Origin of the sequence: Enterobacter cloacae complex sp. ECNIH7, assembly GCF_002208095.1 — a bacterium.
GTDB classification, from domain to species: domain Bacteria; phylum Pseudomonadota; class Gammaproteobacteria; order Enterobacterales; family Enterobacteriaceae; genus Enterobacter; species Enterobacter cloacae_M.
The window spans coordinates 2,551,078-2,571,296 of sequence record NZ_CP017990.1; the positions used below are offsets into that span (position 1 = coordinate 2,551,078).

At 58.2% G+C, this 20,219-nt stretch carries 16 protein-coding genes and 1 pseudogene; 8 read left to right on the plus strand and 9 right to left on the minus strand.

Annotated features, from left to right (window positions below; all coding sequences use genetic code 11):
* Positions 1-13: 13 nt before the first annotated feature.
* Positions 14-157 (plus strand): annotated as a pseudogene (locus tag WM95_RS27860) (hypothetical protein); the annotation flags it as partial.
* Here the strand turns inward: WM95_RS27860 and WM95_RS12660 are convergent.
* Together WM95_RS12660 and ldcA are read right to left on the minus strand one after the other, a co-directional pair.
* On the minus strand, positions 92-1,825 hold the full coding sequence (locus WM95_RS12660) for a potassium/proton antiporter (RefSeq protein ID WP_023312177.1): 1,734 nt from the start codon (positions 1,823-1,825) through the stop codon (positions 92-94). The pseudogene WM95_RS27860 and the gene WM95_RS12660 overlap by 66 nt on opposite strands.
* A gap of 97 nt (positions 1,826-1,922) precedes the next feature.
* Complete coding sequence (gene ldcA / locus WM95_RS12665; RefSeq protein WP_063408591.1) at positions 1,923-2,837, minus strand: muramoyltetrapeptide carboxypeptidase; 915 nt, start codon at positions 2,835-2,837, stop codon at positions 1,923-1,925.
* Between the two features lie 107 nt (positions 2,838-2,944).
* On the opposite strand from ldcA, the gene emtA reads away from it, so the two are divergent.
* On the plus strand, positions 2,945-3,556 hold the full coding sequence (gene emtA / locus WM95_RS12670) for a membrane-bound lytic murein transglycosylase EmtA (RefSeq protein WP_023312175.1): 612 nt from the start codon (positions 2,945-2,947) through the stop codon (positions 3,554-3,556).
* Positions 3,557-3,593: 37 nt separating this feature from the next.
* On the opposite strand, the gene ycgR is transcribed toward emtA, so the two are convergent.
* A complete protein-coding gene (ycgR, locus tag WM95_RS12675; protein ID WP_023312174.1) occupies positions 3,594-4,325 on the minus strand; it encodes a flagellar brake protein YcgR in 732 nt (243 codons plus the stop codon).
* A gap of 208 nt (positions 4,326-4,533) precedes the next feature.
* On the opposite strand from ycgR, the gene WM95_RS12680 reads away from it, so the two are divergent.
* Positions 4,534-4,788, plus strand: coding sequence for a GlsB/YeaQ/YmgE family stress response membrane protein (locus tag WM95_RS12680; RefSeq protein WP_008502662.1), 255 nt, complete (start codon positions 4,534-4,536; stop codon positions 4,786-4,788).
* Between the two features lie 112 nt (positions 4,789-4,900).
* On the plus strand, positions 4,901-7,003 hold the full coding sequence (locus WM95_RS12685; RefSeq protein ID WP_088544791.1) for a TonB-dependent siderophore receptor: 2,103 nt from the start codon (positions 4,901-4,903) through the stop codon (positions 7,001-7,003).
* 490 nt (positions 7,004-7,493) lie between these two features.
* Here the strand turns inward: WM95_RS12685 and WM95_RS12690 are convergent, their stop codons facing one another.
* Together WM95_RS12690 and WM95_RS12695 are read right to left on the minus strand one after the other, a co-directional pair.
* A complete protein-coding gene (locus WM95_RS12690) occupies positions 7,494-9,179 on the minus strand; it encodes an alpha,alpha-trehalase (RefSeq protein WP_088544792.1) in 1,686 nt (561 codons plus the stop codon).
* Positions 9,180-9,281: 102 nt separating this feature from the next.
* Positions 9,282-10,238 (minus strand): AraC family transcriptional regulator, encoded by a 957-nt coding sequence (locus WM95_RS12695; RefSeq protein ID WP_063408589.1) that lies wholly within the window; start codon positions 10,236-10,238, stop codon positions 9,282-9,284.
* 115 nt (positions 10,239-10,353) lie between these two features.
* Here WM95_RS12695 and WM95_RS12700 point away from each other — a divergent pair, with 115 nt between their 5' ends.
* Positions 10,354-11,541: an MFS transporter gene (locus WM95_RS12700; RefSeq protein ID WP_063408588.1), complete on the plus strand. Its 1,188-nt coding sequence runs from the start codon at positions 10,354-10,356 to the stop codon at positions 11,539-11,541.
* A 47-nt stretch (positions 11,542-11,588) separates the two neighbouring features.
* On the opposite strand, the gene gap is transcribed toward WM95_RS12700, so the two are convergent.
* Together gap and WM95_RS12710 are read right to left on the minus strand one after the other, a co-directional pair.
* Entirely contained in the window at positions 11,589-12,599 is a 1,011-nt protein-coding gene (gap, locus tag WM95_RS12705) for a type I glyceraldehyde-3-phosphate dehydrogenase (RefSeq protein ID WP_063408587.1), read from the minus strand.
* Positions 12,600-12,677: 78 nt separating this feature from the next.
* Positions 12,678-13,658 carry a GlxA family transcriptional regulator gene (locus tag WM95_RS12710; protein WP_063408586.1) on the minus strand — a complete coding sequence of 327 codons (981 nt, stop codon included), beginning with the start codon at positions 13,656-13,658 and terminating at the stop codon, positions 12,678-12,680.
* A 149-nt stretch (positions 13,659-13,807) separates the two neighbouring features.
* Here WM95_RS12710 and WM95_RS12715 point away from each other — a divergent pair, with 149 nt between their 5' ends.
* Positions 13,808-14,779 (plus strand): fatty acid desaturase, encoded by a 972-nt coding sequence (locus tag WM95_RS12715; protein ID WP_063408607.1) that lies wholly within the window; start codon positions 13,808-13,810, stop codon positions 14,777-14,779.
* Positions 14,772-15,530, plus strand: coding sequence for a phosphate/phosphite/phosphonate ABC transporter substrate-binding protein (locus WM95_RS12720; protein ID WP_088544793.1), 759 nt, complete (start codon positions 14,772-14,774; stop codon positions 15,528-15,530). The genes WM95_RS12715 and WM95_RS12720 overlap by 8 nt, the downstream gene beginning before the upstream one ends.
* On the opposite strand, the gene WM95_RS12725 is transcribed toward WM95_RS12720, so the two are convergent.
* Both WM95_RS12725 and WM95_RS12730 read right to left on the minus strand, forming a co-directional pair.
* The gene (locus WM95_RS12725) at positions 15,509-16,405 is read right to left on the minus strand and encodes a LysR family transcriptional regulator (protein ID WP_063409830.1); all 897 of its coding nucleotides are present in this window, start codon (positions 16,403-16,405) and stop codon (positions 15,509-15,511) included. The two genes, WM95_RS12720 and WM95_RS12725, sit on opposite strands and share 22 nt — an antisense overlap.
* Positions 16,406-16,427: 22 nt before the next feature.
* Complete coding sequence (locus WM95_RS12730) at positions 16,428-18,716, minus strand: FdhF/YdeP family oxidoreductase (protein WP_063409829.1); 2,289 nt, start codon at positions 18,714-18,716, stop codon at positions 16,428-16,430.
* A gap of 1,002 nt (positions 18,717-19,718) precedes the next feature.
* Between WM95_RS12730 and WM95_RS12735 the strand changes: the two genes are divergently transcribed.
* On the plus strand, positions 19,719-20,213 hold the full coding sequence (locus WM95_RS12735) for a hypothetical protein (protein WP_023312163.1): 495 nt from the start codon (positions 19,719-19,721) through the stop codon (positions 20,211-20,213).
* Positions 20,214-20,219: the final 6 nt, after the last annotated feature.

Here is a 20,219-nt window from a genome sequence, read left to right on the forward strand (position 1 = left end):
TTATGTTAGCCGGGTGGCGCTAACCCTTACCCGGCCTACGTTCGAGGGTTTTGTAAGCCGGGTAAGGCGAAGCCGCCACCCGGCAAAAAAACTACTCCGCTTCCTCTTCCATCGGCCTCAAACCGACTTTCCGCACCGCGTTATCTTCTTTTTCGGCAACGGTCCAGATCATCCCGGCAAACTCTACCTGATCCCCCACGACCGGGGCAGCGCCAAGCCGCTGCTGGATGATTTCGCCCAGCGTTTGCGGGTTATCACCGTCTTCAGCACCTTCATCCAGGCCGTAAATCAGCGCGACATCCGCAAATTTGGCGCTGGCTTCCAGAATAAAATCGCCGAAGAAGCGCTGGTCCAGCGCCACCGGAGGCGACTGGCTGAACAGCTTGCCCAGCGCCGGCAGGTCACGCTCGCGACCAATCACGCAAAGAATATCCCCCTCGCGCAGGCGGGTGCTGCCGGTAGGGTGCAGCAGGACATTATCGCGGAACAGGGCGGCAATGCGCGTTTCGGTCGGCATGTGCAAATCGCGCAGCGAGGCTCCCACGCACCATTTGTCGGCGCTCAGCTGATAGACAAACTGTTCCCACGGGTTCTCCGGATGAATATCGAGCCCCACGCGGGAGACCGGCCAGCCCACGGGCGGGACCACCACTTTGGCTTTTTTCGCCGCCCACCCGAGCGAGGTTCCCTGGAACAGCAGGGAAATCAGCACCACGAAGAACGCCACGTTAAAGAACAGCCGCGCGTTATCCAGACCGGCCATCATCGGGAACACCGCAAGGATAATCGGCACCGCGCCGCGCAGGCCCACCCAGCTGATAAACACCCGCTCGCGCAGGTTGAAGCCGCGAAACGGCAGCAGGCCTGCAAATACCGACAGCGGACGGGCGAAGAAGATCATCCACGCGGACAGCAGCAGCGCCGGAACGGCGATCGGCAGCAGGTCCGATGGCGTAACCAGCAGGCCCAGCACCAGAAACATGCCGATTTGCGCCAGCCACGCCAGACCGTCGAAGTTCTGCAAAATGGCATGCCGGTTGCGAATAGGGCGGTTGCCCATCAGGAACCCGCAGAGATAGACCGCGAGAATACCGCTGCCGTCCACTGCGGTGGTGACGGCAAAAATGAGAATGCCGCCGCTCAGCGCCAGCAGGGGGTAAAGCCCCGCGGGCAGCGAGATGCGGTTGATCGTCTGCTGTAAGAGGTATCCCCCCGCCAGGCCGATGACGATCCCCAGACCGAACTGCTGCAGGATATGTAACGCAAACATCCAGCTCAGCCCGCTTTCATGCTGCTGAATCATCTCGATAAGCGTAATGGTGAGAAATACCGCCATCGGATCGTTACTGCCGGATTCAATCTCAAGCGTGGAGCCAACGCGTTCGTTAAGCCCTTTTCCGCCGAGCAGGGAAAACACCGCTGCCGCATCGGTTGAGCCCACGATGGCGCCAATCAGCAAACCTTCCATGATATTGAGATGGAAAAGCCACGCGGCCATCATTCCGGTGAGGCCGGAGGTAATCAACACGCCGACCGTGGCGAGCGACAGCGCAGGCCCTAAGGCCACGCGGAAGGAGCTTGCCTGGGTGCGCATCCCGCCGTCCAGCAGGATCACCGCCAGCGCGAGGTTACTCACCATGTAGGCGAAGGGGTAGTTATCGAAAGGGATACCGCCAATGCCATCAATGCCGGCCAGCATGCCGATGGCGAGGAAAATGACAAGAATAGGTATGCCGAGACGCGATGAAAATGAACTTAATAAAATACTGCTGGTTACAAGGACGGAACCCAAAATGAAAAGGCTGATTATCGCTGCGGCATCCAATGTTCTCTTACTCCCACCTCAATGTTAACGCTGTTACTAAAATCCTAACATATTAACAACGGCAACAGCGTTTTATTAAGGGGGTATAACGGCTTTTTTATGCCTTTATGACAGGATGACCGCTGATGGTCAGCCGACTGCCGGAATCATTGTGGATCAGGGTGGCGTGCGCCCCCAGCGCCAGGGTCACGGTTTGCTGCTCGTGGCCGAAATCGAGACCGGTGATGACCGGAATATCCAGCCGCGAGCGAACGAAGTCGACCATGGTCTCAAGGGAGTAACCCGCGTCATAGTCATTCGGGGCAGAGCCGCTGAAGCTGCCCAGCACAACCGCGGACTGGCGTTCAAGAATACCGGCATGATAAAGCTGCAATAGCATGCGCTCGACGCGGAACGGATGTTCGTTGATATCTTCCAGCACCAGAATGCCGTCCTCGATTTGCGGCATCCACGGCGTGCCGATGAGCGAGACCAGCATCGCCAGGTTACCCCCCCAGAGCTGGCCTTCACACTCCCAGTGCGGTCCATTGCCTTGCCACTCCACGCTGTAGGTAGGGTTACGCAGCGCGCGCCAGAAATGTTCCACGGTGAACGCGTCCAGCTCCGGTGCGCCGAAGTTACCGGCCAGCATCGGGCCGCTAAACGTGATGACGTTATGCAGAGCCAGCAGCCCGAGCTGGATGACGGTGAAATCGCTGTGGCCGCAGATCAGCAGCGGATCCTGCTGCTGGCGCAGCGCCAGCCCCTGCCAGTCAATGCTCTCCAGCAGCCGGCTCGCACCGTATCCGCCGCGCACCGCAAGCACAATCCGGTTTTCGCCCGTCAGGTTCACCAGACTATTGATATCATTCAGCCTCTGCGCTTCGGTACCGGCAAAACGCTGCTGGCGGCGGAGGATAATCGTCTGATTTTCTACCTGATGGCCAGATTCCAGCAAACGCTGAACGCCCCGCTGCGCCGCGTCCTGGTTAATGCAGTAGCCCGACGGCGCGATAAGATGAAACTGAGACATGGCAATTCCTTGCTGAATGAGAAACTAATTGTCTATATCATGCCGCTTATACGCTGCCTGCTTCAAGAGGCGGCGCACCGCGATGACCGGCTATAAGGATAGATGACGTGAAATTGAGATGGTTTGCTTTTTTGATTGTGTTGCTCGCTGGCTGTAGTTCAAAACATGATTATCAAAACCCGCCCTGGAACCCGGAAGTGCCGGTGAAACGGGCCATGCAGTGGATGCCGATCAGTGAGCAAGCCGGGAAGGCCTGGGGCGTAAGCCCGCGTCTCATCACGGCGATCATTGCGGTGGAGTCCGGCGGTAATCCCACGCTTGTCAGCAAATCCAACGCGGTGGGGCTGATGCAGCTTAAAGCGTCAACGGCGGGGAGAGAGGTTTATCGCTACATGGGCTGGAGCGGCCAGCCGTCGACCAGCGAGCTGAAAAACCCGGAACGCAACATTTCAATGGGCACGGCCTATCTGAGCATTATGGAGCATGGCGTGCTGAAGGGGATTAAGGATCCGGAGGTGATGCAGTACGCGCTGGTGGTGTCTTACGTTAACGGTGCCGGCGCGTTGCTCAGAACCTTCTCCTCTGACCGCAAAGAGGCGATAGAAGAGATTAACGACATGGACAAAGACGAATTCTTTGAGCATGTGGCGAAAAATCACCCGGCACCACAGGCGCCTCGTTATATCTGGAAAGTACAGAAAGCGATGGATGCCATGTAATGCCGCAGACGGGCGGCGGTCACGCTGCCCGATTTCTTCACAGAACTTTATTTGCGCGTTCCCGCGCCTCCCGCTCCAGGGAATAGATAATACGCTGAAGCTCACGCTCTGCGCCGGGCCCGACGTTGAGGAAACGGAAGCTCAGACGCGGCGTGGTGATAGTTTCATTTTTGCTGTCCACGACGGTGCGGTCGCTGATGGCAATCAGCTGCGCATCGAAATAAAAGCGACCCCAGCCCCCCATATCCAGTTCAATTTGCGTAAACCGCATGCCCTCTACCAGCCCGTCCGGTTTCGGCGTATCCATCAGCGCGCCCATGCCGCCGAGCGACAGATCGAAGAGGCGGAAGCGGATCTCTTTTTTGTCCGGCATTTTGGCCTTACAAAAATAGGCGGGGTGAAGCGGGGCGCTGATGCGGAAATATTCACGACGCTGAACAAACCAGAGATTGGTCGGAAGCGGGGTAACAAAAGCCGGCAGTCCCTGATATTCGCTCAGTTCCAGCCGCGACAGGACAAATTCTACTTTGGCGCCCTGCGTTTCGGCCATCACCGCGATATTCTCCGCTTTTAGCGCCGCGCGGTTTTCATACTCCTGACTGCCTAAATCAATCACCAGCCGATCCTGCGAGGCGTCAAGGATCTTGCTGATGAACTGATTATTCGACCAGCTGATGCGCAGCGGCACTTCACCTTTTTGCAGGTCGCGTAATACCCCTAATACAGCCAGCGGATTTTGCTTGAGGAACTGCTCACTGTAATGACTCACGCCGGATGGCTCCTTGATAGATGACGGACTGTCTTAGCGTTATCGGCAATCTGCAATGAAACTTAATACAAACCGGTGAGTTTTTTTTGCCTGTTTAAGCAAAGATAAGTCGGTGAGATGAAAATGGTTTTCCGGCGATGACCTATACTTAAGTTAGCTGTGCAGAAGGTTTTCTGCGCACGCGTTAAACCTGCAAGAGGGCATCGCTATGGGTATCATCGCCTGGATTATCTTTGGTCTTATTGCTGGCGCTATCGCTAAACTGATCATGCCGGGAAACGATGGCGGCGGCTTTATTTTGACCTGTGTACTCGGGGTCGTTGGTGCGGTTGTGGGCGGCTGGCTGGCGACGATGTTTGGCTTTGGAGGCAACATAAGTGGTTTCGACCTGCACAGTTTTCTGGTCGCTGTCGTGGGTGCCATTGTGGTGCTGGGCATATTCAGGTTACTGCGACGAGCATAAATTGACATGAACGGCTCTCTGCGGAGGGCCGTTTTTTTGCCGGAGTATTGATTTGTTAATCTAAATGATAATAATTGTCGTTCCGTATTGCATCTAACAACAAGACGACATTATGAATACCTCACGTTTTACGCTTTGCGCCCTGGCAGGGGCCGTCACGCTGGCATTGCAGGTCCCGGCGTTCGCCGAAGAATCCACCATCGTCGTCACAGGTTCAGAGCAGGGCAGCGCGCTGCCGGCCTGGACGAACAGCGCCACGAAATCGGCCGTTGCCGAAAGTAAAACGCCGCAGGTCATCACGACCCTCTCTGCGCCGGAAATTGAAAAGCGTCACGCGAATTCGGTGAATGAAATCCTGCGCTATGCCCCGGGCGTCTCAACCGAGGTGCGGGGAAATACCTCCTACATGAGCGAATATAAAATTCGTGGCTTTACCGTTGACCAGGAGTTCTACAACGGGCTGCAGCTGCCCTATAACGTCACCGGCAATACCAAAGCGCGCATCGATCCGCTGCTGATCGACAGCGTTGATATCCTGAAAGGCCCCTCATCGGTCCTTTACGGCGGCGGTTCGCCGGGTGGGCTGGTGAATATTCAAAGTAAAAAACCGCAGCGGGAAGCGCGGACGGAGATCGGCGTTAATACCGGAAACCGTAATCTGAAAGAGGGCTATCTCGATTCAACCGGGCAGATTGCCGACAGCGACTGGAACTACCGTCTGCTGGGCAAAGCCACGGAAAACGACGATCAGCCGCACACCACCCGGTATGAAAACTACCTGGTTGCTCCGTCCGTCACCTGGCAGCCGGACAGCAAAACCCGACTCACCCTGGACGCGCTGGCGCAAAACACCCCGAGCCTGACGCCGTCTAACCCGCTGCCGCTCGCCTACCTGCGCTCGAAATATGCGGGCAAGCGCGATTACGCCGGAGATGAGTGGAGCGGGTTTAAGCAGCGTCAGTGGATGCTGGGCTACAGCTTTGAACATGAGTTTGACAGCGGCTGGGGCTTTAACCAGAAGGCGCGCTATTTCGACGTCGATACCCACCAGCGCAGCGTCTACGCGACAGGGACGGGAAGCGAGGTGTATCAGCTCAACCGCTTTGCCTACACCACCGATGAAGACCTTAAGAGCTTCAACATCGACAACCAGGTGACCAAAACCGTTGCGCTGGGCGAGTGGAAACACCATCTGCTGGCCGGGTTTGACTATCAGAAGCTGAACTCCCATTTCCACTATCGCTACGCGTCGGCCACGCCGGGTATCGATATGCGGTATCCTGACTATTCGCAGATCCAGGAAAGCGCGCTGGGGCTCTATACCGCCCAGAAAAACCGTCTCAGCTACCAGCAAAACGGTTACTACCTGCAGGATCAGGTTGAATTTGGCGGCCTCAACCTGCTGGGCAGCCTGCGCTACGACGATTACCGCTCCGTCACCACCAACTACCTGCAAAACGGTGATAAAGCCTGGGTGTCGCAGGATCGCGTCACCAAACGCCTGGGCGCGCTTTACGCCTTCGATAACGGTCTGTCGCCGTTTATCAGCTATTCAGAAGGTTTTGCGCCGGTATCACCGCAGGGCACGCTCGTGGCGAAAGACGTCAAACCGACCACCAGCAAGCAGGTGGAGGGCGGGGTGAAATATCTGCTGGCCGACTACGCCACCACCTTTACCGCCTCGGTGTTTAACATCCGGCAGAAAAATGTCGTCACCTCCGATCCGGGCTTCCTGAACTATCGTCAGACCGGGGAAGTGGAATCCAAAGGGGCAGAGCTGTCCGCCATCAGCCGTCCGACGGACAACCTGACGCTGATTGCCAACTATGCGTACACCCACGCGATAAACCGGGAAGATGACAAGTACAAAGGTAAACGTCCAACGCAGGTCCCGGAGAATGCCTTCAACCTCTGGGGGGATTACACCTTTGAAAATACGCCGCTGAAAGGACTGATGCTGGGAGCGGGCGCACGCTACACCGGGCCGATGGAAATCTCTCCGGCAAACGATGCGGGAAAACTGGGCGGCACTACGCAGTACGATCTGGCGGCCTCGTACCGGATGGGCGAAATCCTGCCCTCGCTGGCAGGGTTAACGCTCAAAGCCAGCGCGCAGAATATCACCAACAAAGAGACGCTGACCTGCTACGACGCGACCAACTGCTGGATTGGACGTGACAGGACGTATCAGTTAGGGGCGAGTTATAGTTTCTAAGGAACCAGGGAAACCCCGTCAAAAATGCGCAATCGGACTGCCCCCTCTCCCTTGAGGGAGAGGGCTGGGGTGAGGGGGAACATACGGCTGTGGTGGTCATTCCGTTCACTTTATGTTCCTTGCTACTCTGTAACGATGTGACCGGTGAACGTGCCAGGGTGGCTCAGTCGCCGCCACCCTGGCAACCCGGGCTCCCGGCGGTAAATCGCCGCTTCGCGGTGCCCTCGGCGTATTCCTTCCGGCTTATCGGGGACGGGCGGAGGTAACATCCCTGTAAAGCCCGCCCTCTCGGCGCATCCATGCGCCTCGCCCCGGCCGGAAGGAAATGCCTCAGCGATTTACAGCCGGACCATGGCATCGCTGAAAGCGTTCAGGCGTTCTGAAACAACGTTATTGCTTCTGCTCAAAACTTACTGGCTAACCTTCTCCCGGAGGGAGAGAGCCAGCACGCGCAGGCCGGGTAAGGCGTAGCCGACACCCGGCAATACCCTCACTGTGCAGCAGCTTTCACCGGCGCAGCCTCATCATTCGCCGCAGGCTGATTCTCCGGCACGCTGTCGCACGGTTTTGCTTTCGGACAGACCCGATCCAGCATTTTCAGCGTCACGCCGTTGCTCCAGCCGAAGCCGTCCTGCAGCGGATACTCACCGCCGCCGCCGCCCGTACCGGTTGTCGACACGTCATACTTCTCGACCAGTTTCTTTTCGCGGTCGTAAGTATGCTGAACGTTCTTCAGGAAGCGCCAGGTCACGTCCATTGAGACCTTCTCCTGTCCGTAATTCTGCAGCCCTTCCGCGGCCACCCACTGCAGCGGGGCCCAGCCGTTTGGCGCATCCCACTGCTGGCCGCTATTGACGGTGGTGGTCGCAATACCGCCCGGCTTCAACAGGCGCGATGAAGTTGCCGCGGCGACTTTATCGGCCCGATCCTGCGCCGCCGCCTTCACGTAAAGCGGGAACAGGGCTGCTGCCGTGAGCTGATTGCGTACCTTCTTGCTTTTCAGATCGTAATCCGCGTACCAGCCCTCTTTATCATTCCACAGGTGGCTCTCGATGGCTTTCTGACGCGCCGTCGCCTGCGCCTCGTATTTGCTTGCGCTGGCGGCGTCGCCACTCTCCTGGCTTGCCCGCGCCAGCAGTTTTTCCATCTTGAACATCAGGGCGTTCAGGTCCACGGGGACAATGCTGGTGGTTCGGATGGTGCCGAGCTTTTGCGGATCGTCCATCCAGCGGGAGCTAAAGTCCCAGCCCGAGGCCGCAGCGGAACGCAAATCACGGTAGATCTCGGTCGCAGGCCGGTTAGGGTTACTTTTGGCGGTATTCACGTCGTCAAGCCAGGACTCCGGGCGCGGGGTGTCGCGGTCGTCCCAGTAGCGGTTGAGGATAGCGCCGTCGTCCAGTTTCACCACGCGTTTGTTAGCCTGCCCCGGCTGAAGGGCGTCGACGCCGTCCATCCAGTAGGCATACTCTTTCTCCATCTGCGGGCGGTACTTCTTCAGCGCATCGCTGTCGTGGGTCGCCAGCAGTTCAACCATCATTGAGAAAAACGGCGGCTGGGAGCGGCTCAGGTAATAGCTGCGGTTGCCGTTGGGAATGTGGCCGAAGGTATCAATCTCATACGCAAAGTTATCCACCATGTCGCTGATTTTGTCCCAGTGATCGCTCTCTGCCAGGCCCAGCATGGTGAAATAGCTGTCCCAGTAGTAGACCTCGCGGAAACGTCCACCGGGCACAACGTAAGGTTTGGGTAACGGCAGCAGGGAATCCCATTTGTTGCTGGCTTTATCCGTGGTGCGCGTCAGCACGGGCCAGAGATCGTCGATGTGCTCACGTAAACTTTGTCCAGCAGGCGGAACATATTTTTCCCCTTCCGCAGGGAGCGTAAAGTTCATCTCGACAAAGTGGCGTAAGTCAAAGCTGGACTGCGTGTGCTGCATCCGGTAATCCGCCAGAATCATTAGCGGGTCGCTTTTGGGCACGGCATCCGCGAAGGTTTTCTGATCGGGAAACAGTTTGGCGCTTTGCACATCGTTAAACAGAGGGCCCAGCAAAATATCGGGTGAGGTTGTCTGGGCTGCGGGGCTATCGTCGGCATAACCGAAAGTCGTGACGCCGAGCAGCGCGCCTCCTAACGCAAGGGGCAAGAATGCGGGGCGTAGTGTACGAGGTCTTATCATCAGTTCGTCTCCTGTCTTCACTAAACAGCGTGACCGCTGTTGTCAATCACCTGAAAACCTTAGACGAATATTGCCCGCTTCGCGTTAATAATTGCCTGCCCGTCAGACCTCTTCCGGCGTCTGGCTGGCTTCCCGCAGCGTGCCCGGCGCATGTCCAATGATGCGCTTAAATGCCCGGCTAAACGCCGCCAGAGAGCCGTACCCCAGCCGCAGCGCGACGGTTTCAATCGGCTGATTTTCGTGGCGAATGTACTGGATGGCCAGTCGCATCCTCAACTCGCTGAGATATTTTGCCGGGGTGGTTCCCGTCGCGGCCAGGAACCGTTCGGCGAACACGGAACGGGACGTGCCCGCTTCTTTTGCCAGATCCGCCACGCTCCAGTTCAGGCCGGGCTGCTGGTGCATGGCGTAAATGGCCCGGCTCAGGCGCGGGTCACGCAGAACCTGCACCCAGCCGGTGGCTTTACCACACCCGCCTTCAACCCAGCCGCGCACGATTAACGCCGCCACCACGTCGGCCAGACGCGCAAGGATCCCGGCGTACCCGGCCTGACGCGCCACGGATTCCCGCTCCATCGCCGCCAGCAGCGGGTGGATCTCCGGCCAGGTGGACATCAGCCGACTGACCATCATCACTTCCGGCATCGCCTTGATCAGCGGCTGCATCCCGCCCAGCTCAAAATCCATGCACCCGCTAAAGATGATGGTGTTCTCGCTTTCCGGGCAGGGCTCGCAGGTGATGGCACACACCGAGCTGCAGATAGGCTCGCTGGGAAAGTCGCTGACCGGGGTAATGGTGGCCCGCTCGTCGGAGAGCAGGGCATGGGAATTGCCGCCTGGAATAAAGAGGGCGTCTCCGCTGCTCAGCTGAAAGGCCGCACCGCTCTCCATTCGCAGCAGGGCGCTGCCGTGGCTCACGAAATGAAACTGCGCCCTACCGGGCGCCTGATGGAAGGCGACGCCAAACGGCGCGCTGGCCTGGATCCGCCGGTATTTCACCCCTGACAGACGCATGCCGCGTAAAAGTTCGCTGATCAGATCGGGTGACTGTACGGTCATGGCGCAACTCCGGACGAATAATCAATAAGTGGAGATTATATGTCATAGATCGTCCAGGGTGAACCTTCTATGCTTTTGCGACAGTTGTCACATTTTTATAACGGGAGAAAAACAGATGAATTCATGTGTCGCGGCGAGCGAGGCGGTAGCGCCTGCAAAACCCGCCTGGCGGGCCGTCTATTCACTGGGGCTGGGGGTGTTTGGGTTGATTACGGCAGAATTTCTGCCCGCCAGCCTGTTAACGCCGATGGCCGCGAGCCTGGGCGTGAGTGAGGGAATGGCCGGACAGGCCGTCACCGCCACCGCGCTGGTGGCGCTGGTGACCGGACTGCTGATTACGCCGGCGACCAAAAGCATCGACCGCCGCTGGGTGCTGATGTTTTTCTCGGTGCTGCAAATTATCTCCAGCCTGCTGGTTGCCTTTGCGCCCAACCTGCACGTCCTGCTGATGGGCCGCCTGCTGCTGGGGATCGCCATCGGGGGATTCTGGGCGATGTCGACGGCGACCACGATGCGTCTGGTTCCGGCGGATAAAGTGCCGAAGGCGCTGGCGGTGATATTTTCCAGCGTATCGATAGCCACGGTGGTCGCGGCGCCGCTCGGCAGCTATCTGGGCAGCCTGATCGGCTGGCGCAACGTCTTTGTTCTCTGCATTCTGCCGAGCATGCTGGCGCTGCTGTGGCAGCTCTGGGTCCTGCCGTCCATGAAGCCGGAGAGCAGCGGCAGCCTGAGTACGCTGTTCCGCGTGCTGCGTCATCCGGGGATGATCGGCGGCATGCTGGCGACCATCCTGATCTTCAGCGGCCATTTCGCCTTCTTTACCTACCTGCGCCCGTTCCTGGAAACGGTGGGGCAGGCGAGCGTTGAGACCATTTCGCTGATCCTGCTCGGCTTTGGGCTCGCCAACTTTGTCGGCACCTCCGTTGCCGGGCATCTGCTGGCACGCAATCTGCGCCTGACGCTGGCGCTGGTGCCGTTCGCGATGGGCGTTCTCGCGCTCACGATGGTGGCGTTTGGTCATCTGGCGATGCTGGACGGGTTCCTGGTCGCGCTGTGGGGCTTTGCATTTGGTCTGGTTCCGGTGGGCTGGTCAACCTGGCTTGCTACCACCGTACCGGATGAAGCCGAAAGTGCAGGCGGGCTGCTGGTGGCCTCAATTCAGCTGGCGATAAGCGCCGGTGCGGCCGGAGGTGGGGCAGTGTTTGATCTTAACGGCGCCAGCGGCGTATTCGCGGGAAGCGGTCTTTTGCTGGTAACGGCGATGGTAATTGTGTTTATGGGAGTAAAAGTGAAGGCGGAGTGAATTATTTGCCGGGTGAGCGCAAGCGCCACCCGGCATCACGGTAAGACTTACAGCCCTTTCTTATCCATCCACACTGCCAGATCAACCAGACGGTTAGAGAAGCCCCACTCGTTGTCGTACCACGCCAGGATCTTCACCATGTTCCCGCCAATCACCAGCGTGGAAAGCCCGTCGATAATCGAGGAGCGTGGGTCGCCCTGGTAATCGCTGGAGACCAGCGGTTCATCGCTATAGCCCAGAATACCTTTCAGCGGCCCGCTGGCGGCCGCGTTGCGGAACGCTTCGTTCACCTCTTCGGCGGTCACGTTACGGCTCAGCGTTACCGTTAAATCTACAATCGACACCACCGGCACCGGTACGCGCAGGGAGTACCCGGTCAGTTTGCCGTCAAGGGATGGGATCACTTTCCCCAGCGCTTTTGCCGCGCCGCTGGAGTAAGGCACAATCGACAGCGCCGCCGCGCGCGCGCCGCGCAGATCTTTCTCCGGCTGATCGTGCAGCGCCTGGCTATTGGTGTAGGCATGCGTGGTGTTCATCAGGCCATGCTCAATCCCGAACTGCTGATGCAGCACCTGAGCGGCAGGCGCCAGGCCGTTCGTGGTGCAACTCCCGTTACTCACCACCGCGTGACGGGCTGGATCGTACTGCTCGTGATTAACCCCCATCACAATCGTCAGGTCGTCGTTCTTCCCGGGGGCGGAAATGATGACGCGCTTGGCGCCGCCGTGGGTGATATGCACCGCCGCTTTTTCCCGCTCGGTAAAGAAGCCGGTGGCCTCAATCACCACGTCAACGCCGACGTCACGCCAAGGGATATTCGCCGGATCGCGTTCGCTAAATACGGCGATTCGCTGCCCGTCTACCTGCAGCGCGCCGTCAGCCGCTTCAACGGGCGCGGGCAGTTTGCCCAGAAGGGAATCATGCTTCAGCAGATGGGCGAGGGTTTTACTGTCCGTCAGATCGTTAATGGCCACAATCTGCAGATCCGGGTTGCCCAGCGCCGCGCGCAGGAAATTACGTCCGATACGGCCGAAACCGTTAATACCGACCTTAACCATGGTGCACTCCTTATCTCTGTTGTCTGGAGCCACTGTAGGCGTCGGGCCGGTTGGCGTAAACGACAAAAAAGGATCAGATTACGCCATCTTGCGGCAGTGGAAGCGCTGGCGGTACTCGCCGGGCGTGAGGTGAAGCTGTTTCTCAAAGATGCGGCGCAGGTTAATGCTGGTACCAAACCCGCTTTGCTCGGCAACGCGCTCAAGGGAGTCATGGGTCTGCTCAAGCAGCTGGCGGGCCGCGGCCAGACGCGCTTCGGTCACGTAGCGGGCCGGAGAAACTCCCGCGTCGCGGGTAAACACGCGGGTGAAATTACGCGGGCTCATTGCCGCTTTCTCGGCCAGATTTTCCACGCACAGGTCGGCGGTGAGGTTTTGCAGGATCCAGGTTTGCAGCTCGCTTATCGGACCGGATGTGCCGGGCTGCTTCAGGCTGTAACGGCTGAACTGCAGCTGGCCGCCGGGACGGCGCAGATACATCACCATATCCTGCGCCACGTCGCGGGCGAGGGTAAATCCGTAGTCGTCTTCCACCAGCGCCAGGGTCAGATCGAACCCGGAACTCACGCCGCCGGAGGTCCAGATGGGGCCATCCTGAATATACAGCGGACCGCCTTCGACGTGGATAGCCGGATACTGGGCTTGCATCGTCTCCAGCAGCCGCCAGTGGGTGGTCGCCCTGCGACCGTCCAGCAGGCCGGTCTGGGCCAGCAGCATCGCGCCGCCGCAGATAGAGGCTACCCGCCGGGCGTGCGGCGCAGCGAGGTGCAGCCAGTCCACCACCGCCGTGCTCTCCTGCTCGTTCATGCCGCGTCCGGTGATAATAATGGTGTCCAGCGGTTCACGCGGATCCAGCTCCGGCAGGCGATAGTCCGCCAGCAGATTCAGGCCGGACTGGCCGTGGATCACCTGGTGAGGCTGGGTGGTGGCGATGATAATCCGGTAGCGGGGATGCGCCAGCCCTTCCGGATGCAGCCGGTTGGCCTGCATCAGAATGTCGGCGATACCGGCGGCTTCAAACAGCATGCCGCCGTCGGGAACAATAATCAGGATCTTCTTCATGTCCTGAAAAGTACCTTTATCACAGAATAAGTCAAGCAGCGCGTGTGCTCCACGTTTCTGGCAAAGCAATGCGATTTAAGTTCTTTGTTATTTCAGGCGTTATCCCCGATCGTCAGAGAATTATCTCTGGCGAAACGGCGTCTGAAGGAATGAGTCAACGAAGCTCCCTCTATTTACATCCGCAACAACGCGAACAAATCCGCCACCTTGCATCGGGTTTTTTATGGCGAAGCGAACTGCCCACGTGGCTGTTGATTATCACGATTTATGCCGGCTGGTTTGCCACGCTGGCGTTCTGGCAAACGCTCGGCCTGCTGCCCGCCACGCTGCTGCTCATCGGGTTTACCGCCTGGTACATGTCCCTGCAGCATGAGCTGATCCACGGGCACCCCACGCGTTTTGCCTGGCTTAACCAGCTGTTCGGCACGCTCCCGCTGGCGGTCTGGTATCCGTATGGCTTGTACCGGGACTCCCATCTTGCCCATCATCGGCACCATAGCCTGACCCATCCGGTGGATGACCCGGAGTCATACTATTTTACCGACGAGAGCTGGGCGCGCTTTTCCCCCTGGCAGAAGCGTACGATCCGCGCCCGGAATACCTTCGCCGGGCGGCTGGTACTGGCCCCGCTACTGGATATCCTGCAGACGCTGGGCAGCGCCGTGGCGGCATTTCGCCACCTTCACCTGAGGGCGATGGCGATGTGGCTGGTTCACGTTTTGCTGCTGGTGGCGCTCTTCGCCTGGATGACGCGTACCGGTCTTTCACCCGTCTGGTTTGTGCTGGCCGTCAGCTATCCGGCGCTGGCGCTGACCAAGGTCCGATCGTTTTTCGAACATCGCGCGGCGGACGACCCGCTGGCGCGCTCCGTCATTAACGAGGCCGGGCTTTTCTGGCGGGTGCTGTTTTTGAATCTCAACTACCATTCAGTGCATCACGATCTGCCGGGCGTTCCCTGGTACGGGCTGAAGGCCATCTACCAGCAAAACCGGGAGGCGTACCAGCAGCGAAACCACGGTTTTCTCGTCAGAGGCTATGGTGAATGGCTGCGTCAGTTCTGGGTCAGGCCCGTTGACGTCACCGTTCATCCCGCAAAACAACAGGGGGAAGGGTATGAGTAACCTGCTGGCGTTTCCCATGTATGCCGTGGATCGCGCCAATACCCGCGCGCTCTGGGTGGCGGTAAAGGGGCTGCTGGCCGCGCGCGGTGTGACCGTCGATCGCGATCCCGGCTGGCCGGAGTCCGACCTGCTGACCCACTGGCAACAGCCTGCGCTTATCCTCAGCCAGACCTGCGGTTATCCGCTGGTCACGCAGCTCCCGGACGTGCAGGTGGTCGGCTGTTTTCACTACGCGGCACCGGGCTGCGAAGGGATCCAGTACCGCAGCTTTCTGGCGGTGCGCGAGGAAGATCGGCACCTCACGCTGGCGGATTTTCGCGGACGTCGGGCGGTCTGTAATTCCCCGGATTCCCAGTCCGGCTACAATGCGCTGCGAAAAAAAGTGGCTCCCCTTGCGAGCGACGGTCTCTTTTTCGCGCAAACGTCCTTCAGCGGCAGCCATCGCCAGTCGCTGATTGATGTGAAACGCGGGGCGGGGGATATCGCGGCCATCGACTGCGTGACCTGGGCACTGCTGCAGCGCCATGAGCCGGAACGCCTTGCGGGACTGGCAGTCATTGACCGCACACCGCTGACGCCCGGACTGCCGCTGATCACCTCGCATAACACCTCACCTGAAACGCTTAACGCTATTCGCGATGCGCTTCACGAGCTGGTGGATGCGCCGGAATACCGGGAGGTGCGCGACGCGGTGTTGATCGACGGTTTTAGCGAGGTGACGCGCGAGGCCTACGCCTCATTGTCCGCGTGATAAATCTCCTGCGCGTCGGTAAAGCAGCGCAGCGCCAGCGAGGAGACCGGCTTCTGCCTGCGCATAATCAGGCCGACGGGAGCCTCAATGTTCGCGTCGGCGATGGGGACAATCCTGAAGTTGCTGTTCAGCGCCTCCAGCCCGTTGTTCAGCGGCATGACGGCGCAGCACACGCCGCTCTGAACCGCCTGAATGATCTGGAACGTCGAGTCGCTCTCGAAAACGGACGTCGGTTCGATGCCTGCAGATTTAAAGCTGGCCTCCATATGCGCCCGGTAATGCATCCCTTTGGTCAGGAACCCCAGCGGAAAATCCGTCAGGTCGTGCCACGTCAGCGTTGCCTGGCCGAGCTGAAAATGGCGGACGTCGTGCAGCAGGCCCATCTTGGTTTTTGGCAGCTGGATAACGTCAAACAGGCTGGTGTCGATGCTGTTGAGGTAGCAAATTCCCAGCTCAAGCTGATTGCGGCTGACGCCGTCGGCAATCTGCGCTGAGGACATGGAATAGAGGCTGTAGCTCAGCTCCGGGTATTTTCGCGTCTGCAGGCGAATAAAGATCATCGGATCCACGCTCGCCAGCGGCACCATCCCCAGACGTAATTCGCCCACCACCTGGCCTTTACACAGCGCGGCTTCCGCCTGTAACCCGTCGTGCGCGGCCAGCAGGGCACGGGCCCACGCGAGGATGCGTTCACCCTCCGGCGTAAACCCTTCAAAGCGCTGCCCGCGCACGATCAGCACCAGCCCCAGCTCCTCTTCCAGGCTGCGGATGCGCATGGAGAGGGTCGGCTGGGTGACGTTGCACTGCGAGGCCGCTTTACCAAAGTGGCGGGTCTCGTCGAGCGCGATTAAATATTTTAACTGTTTAATATCCATCTTATTTTCTGCGCGAGCAGCCTTACAGCATGCGGATCTCTTTCGAGCGCAGGGTGATGCGAACCGGAACGGATTTATACGACGGCGTACCGCTGTCCTTATCCAGATAATCAAGCGGCACCAGCACGTTGGCCTCCGGGTAATAGGCGCCGACGGTGCCCGGCGCGATGTTATACGCCACCACGGTAATGTCTTTCAGACGCTGAACGCTGCCGGGGAGGGCGGTTTCGATATCCACGCGGTCGCCGTGTTCCAGGCCTGACTGCGCCATATCGTCTTCGTTCATAAATAGCACGTCGCGGCGGCCAAACACGCCGCGGTAGCGGTCGTCCAGAGCGTAAATGGTGGTGTTGTACTGGTCGTGGCTGCGCAGCGTGATCAGGCGCAGAACGTGCTCACCTTCGCCGCTGGCGTTCTCGTGAACGCCGTCGAACACCGAGAACATCGCTTTCCCCGTCGCCGTTGGCCAGATGCGCTGCGTTGGCGGCAGCGGCATGCGAAAGCCGCCGGGAACGCGGATCCGCGCGTTGTAGTTCTCAAAGCCCGGAATGGTCTGCTCGATCAGATCGCGGATGCGGTCGTAATCCTCAACCAGCGTTAGCCAGTCCACGCGGGTTTCCGGCAGCGTGGCTTTCGCCATGCCGGCGACGATAGCAGGTTCCGAGAGGAGCAACGGCGAGGCGGGCTTCAGCTTGCCGGACGAGGCATGCACCATCGACATGGAGTCTTCGACGGTAATGGACTGACGGCCGGTGGCCTGGAGATCCAGCTCGGTGCGGCCGAGACACGGAAAGATAAAGGTCTCTTTGCCCACCAGCAGATGGGTACGGTTGAGCTTGGTCCCGACGTGCACGCTCAAATCCAGGTTACCCATCGCCGGAAAACCCCGCTCGTGATCGGGCATCGCGACGGCAAAATTACCCCCAAGGCAGATGAGCGCCTTCGCGCGGCCGTCGATCATCGCCTGCGTGGCCTGCACCGCATCGTGTCCGTGGTGAGACGGCGGCTCAAAGCCGAAAACGTCCTTCAGACGGTTCAGGAAGACCGGGGTAGGCTTCTCGCTAATCCCGACGGTGCGGTTTCCCTGAACGTTAGAGTGGCCGCGCAGGGGGCAGATACCCGCGCCGGGCTTGCCGATATTCCCGCGCAGCAGCAGCAGGTCGGCGATCAGGCGGACGTTTGCCGTACCTTTATTGTGCTGGGTAATGCCCATCCCGTAGGTAATGATGGTGGCATTTGATTTCGCATAGGCGTCGGCCACCTTTTGGAGCGCCGCCTGGCTCAGGCCTGACTCGCGCTCGATCTCGTCCCAGCGGGTTTGCGCGATATCGGCGGTGAAGTCCTCAATGCCCTGGGTGTGTTCGGCAATAAACGCATGGTCGAGCACGTCACCGCGTTCGGCCTCCATTTCCAGCAGGTGTTTGGCAATGCCTTTCAGCGCGGCGGCATCGCCCCCGGCCTTCACCTGGAAATAGGTCGAGGCGATATCCGTTGAGCCGTAGGTCGCCATTTCAATCACGCTTTGCGGGTCGGCGAAGCGTTCGAGGGCGCGCTCGCGCAGCGGGTTAAAGACGATAATCGGCACGTTGCGACGGGCCAGCTCATGGAGAGTCCCCATCATTCGCGGATGGTTGGTGCCGGGGTTGTGGCCGATGGAGATCACCAGCTCGGTCTTATCGAAGTCGTCCAGCGAGACTGTGCCTTTCCCGATGCCAATCGAACGCGGCAAACCGACGCTGGTGGCCTCGTGACACATATTCGAGCAGTCGGGGAAGTTATTGGTGCCGTATTCGCGGGCGAAGAGCTGGAAAAGATACGCCGCTTCGTTAGAGGCGCGTCCGGAGGTATAGAACTCGACCTGGTCCGGCTCGAGCCCGCGCAATATTTCGCCGATGCGTTGAAACGCCTCTTCCCAGTCGACGGGCCGGAAGGTATCGCTTGCCCGGTCATAGCGCAGGGGATGCGTCAGCCGACCGTAGCCTTCCAGTTCAAAGTCCGATCTCGCCAGCAGCGAGGAGACGCTGTTCTCAGCCAGAAACGCGGGGGTAACGCGTTTGCTGGTGGCTTCCCAGGTCACGGCTTTGGCGCCGTTCTCACAGAACTGGAACGTCGACTTGTGTTCTTTATCCGGCCACGCGCAGCCCGGGCAGTCAAAACCGTCAGGCTGGTTGGTGCGCAGCAGCGTCGCGGGGGCATCAAGGGTATCCATTTGGGTACGTACTGCAATGGCCGTCGCTTTCAATGCGCCCCAGCCGCCGGCAGGACCGTCATAGTGTCTGATACCCGGCACCGAGCGTCTTTTCTTGTTCATACCCACTCCTGATTTGTTCGGTCACACAACGTCTGAACCCCTAAAAGCGCTGCAAAGAACGATAAGTGAATGCAATGACGACCGGATGGTGACGCGCGTGCGGCACGAAAAGATGCTTTAACTTAAATTCTTTTTATTACAGTTGTTTATAGGGTCTGACGTTGAAATATTTAAAGAAATTATAACGAAATTTTATCATTTTAATAATAAATCTTATCTATCAAGCGGTAGGCAAGATAGATGGGGCGAGCAGGAGAGGATGTAGCAGCAATAAAATTTCGAATGAAGCCTTTGAGCGGCAGCAATAAAGAATGTTCGCAGCTGGCGGGGCTATTGCGAGCATTTTCGGCTGCGGTAATGTCAGGATGGTTAACTCAGGCTTAATGATTGACGATTAAAATTCAGGCCTGACGGGGTAATTGTCGCAACGCGAAATATAAAGTTATTTTGAGTCGTGAAATTAACGTCGTGCAACATAAGTGAAATAGTTACCTTCACGTTGTCGCGTGCATTCAATATTAAAGATACCCTTTTAGTGCAACAAATAATTCATGGTTCATATATTCTGCTGACCTCACCAATACGCGAATTCTACTAATTATGGTAGTGGCGATAATAGCCGTATTGCGTTAATGAAAGTGGTTCTCTTTTGTATTTTCCATATATAAAACATGTGGTTGTAATGTTGTGTGGCTAAAAAATAAAAGGGCGTAGGTCGTATCGGGTTTTTTCATAGGATTAATCCTATAATTTTCCGACTGCTTCATTTACCAACAGTTACGTACCGGTAAATATTGAATTGAGACGAAGCTCATGTAAACTTGTTTACCGTTTGTCAAAATATGTCAGGAAGACACTGGGCCTTATTCTGAAGGGCTCGTGCGGTAGCTATGCCCTTAAAATAGTAACGCCCCGAAAATATCCTGGCTATTTTAACAATAGCACCTAAGTCAAACTTCACCCCCTTATCTTCATCATCGAAATATCGCTACGGAAAAGCATATGAAAATGCGCGTACTGTTTTCACTTCTGTTTGTAATGGCGGTGGCGGGCTGTAAAGCGCCGCAGAAACCTGTGATCAACGACGATACGATCGAGACCAGCCAGGTCAACGGCGTGACCTTAACCCACCGTCACGCTGTGGCGCCGCCTGCGGAGTTCAACCCGGTCAACGAACCGTATCGCGCCATGTATCCGGCCTCCCTGATGAGCCGTCCTGACTTCGGCGGCAAAGTTATCCGTACTCTCGACACCGGAAAAACCTACGTGGTGCTGGGGCAGGTTGAACACTACTGGATGGCGCTTGCCGATGAAGGTAACGATCAGCTGATTGGTTACGTCCCGATGCGCGCCGTGATCAAGGCCGACCTGTACGACGCCGCCGTGCGTAAACAGGCCATTCGTCCGAAGGCGCGTAAAAAAGCGACCTGTGTCGACGTCGATGGCAACAGCAAAGCCTGCAAAGACAGCGCTAACGGTACCTGGATCCTGAACTAAACGGCT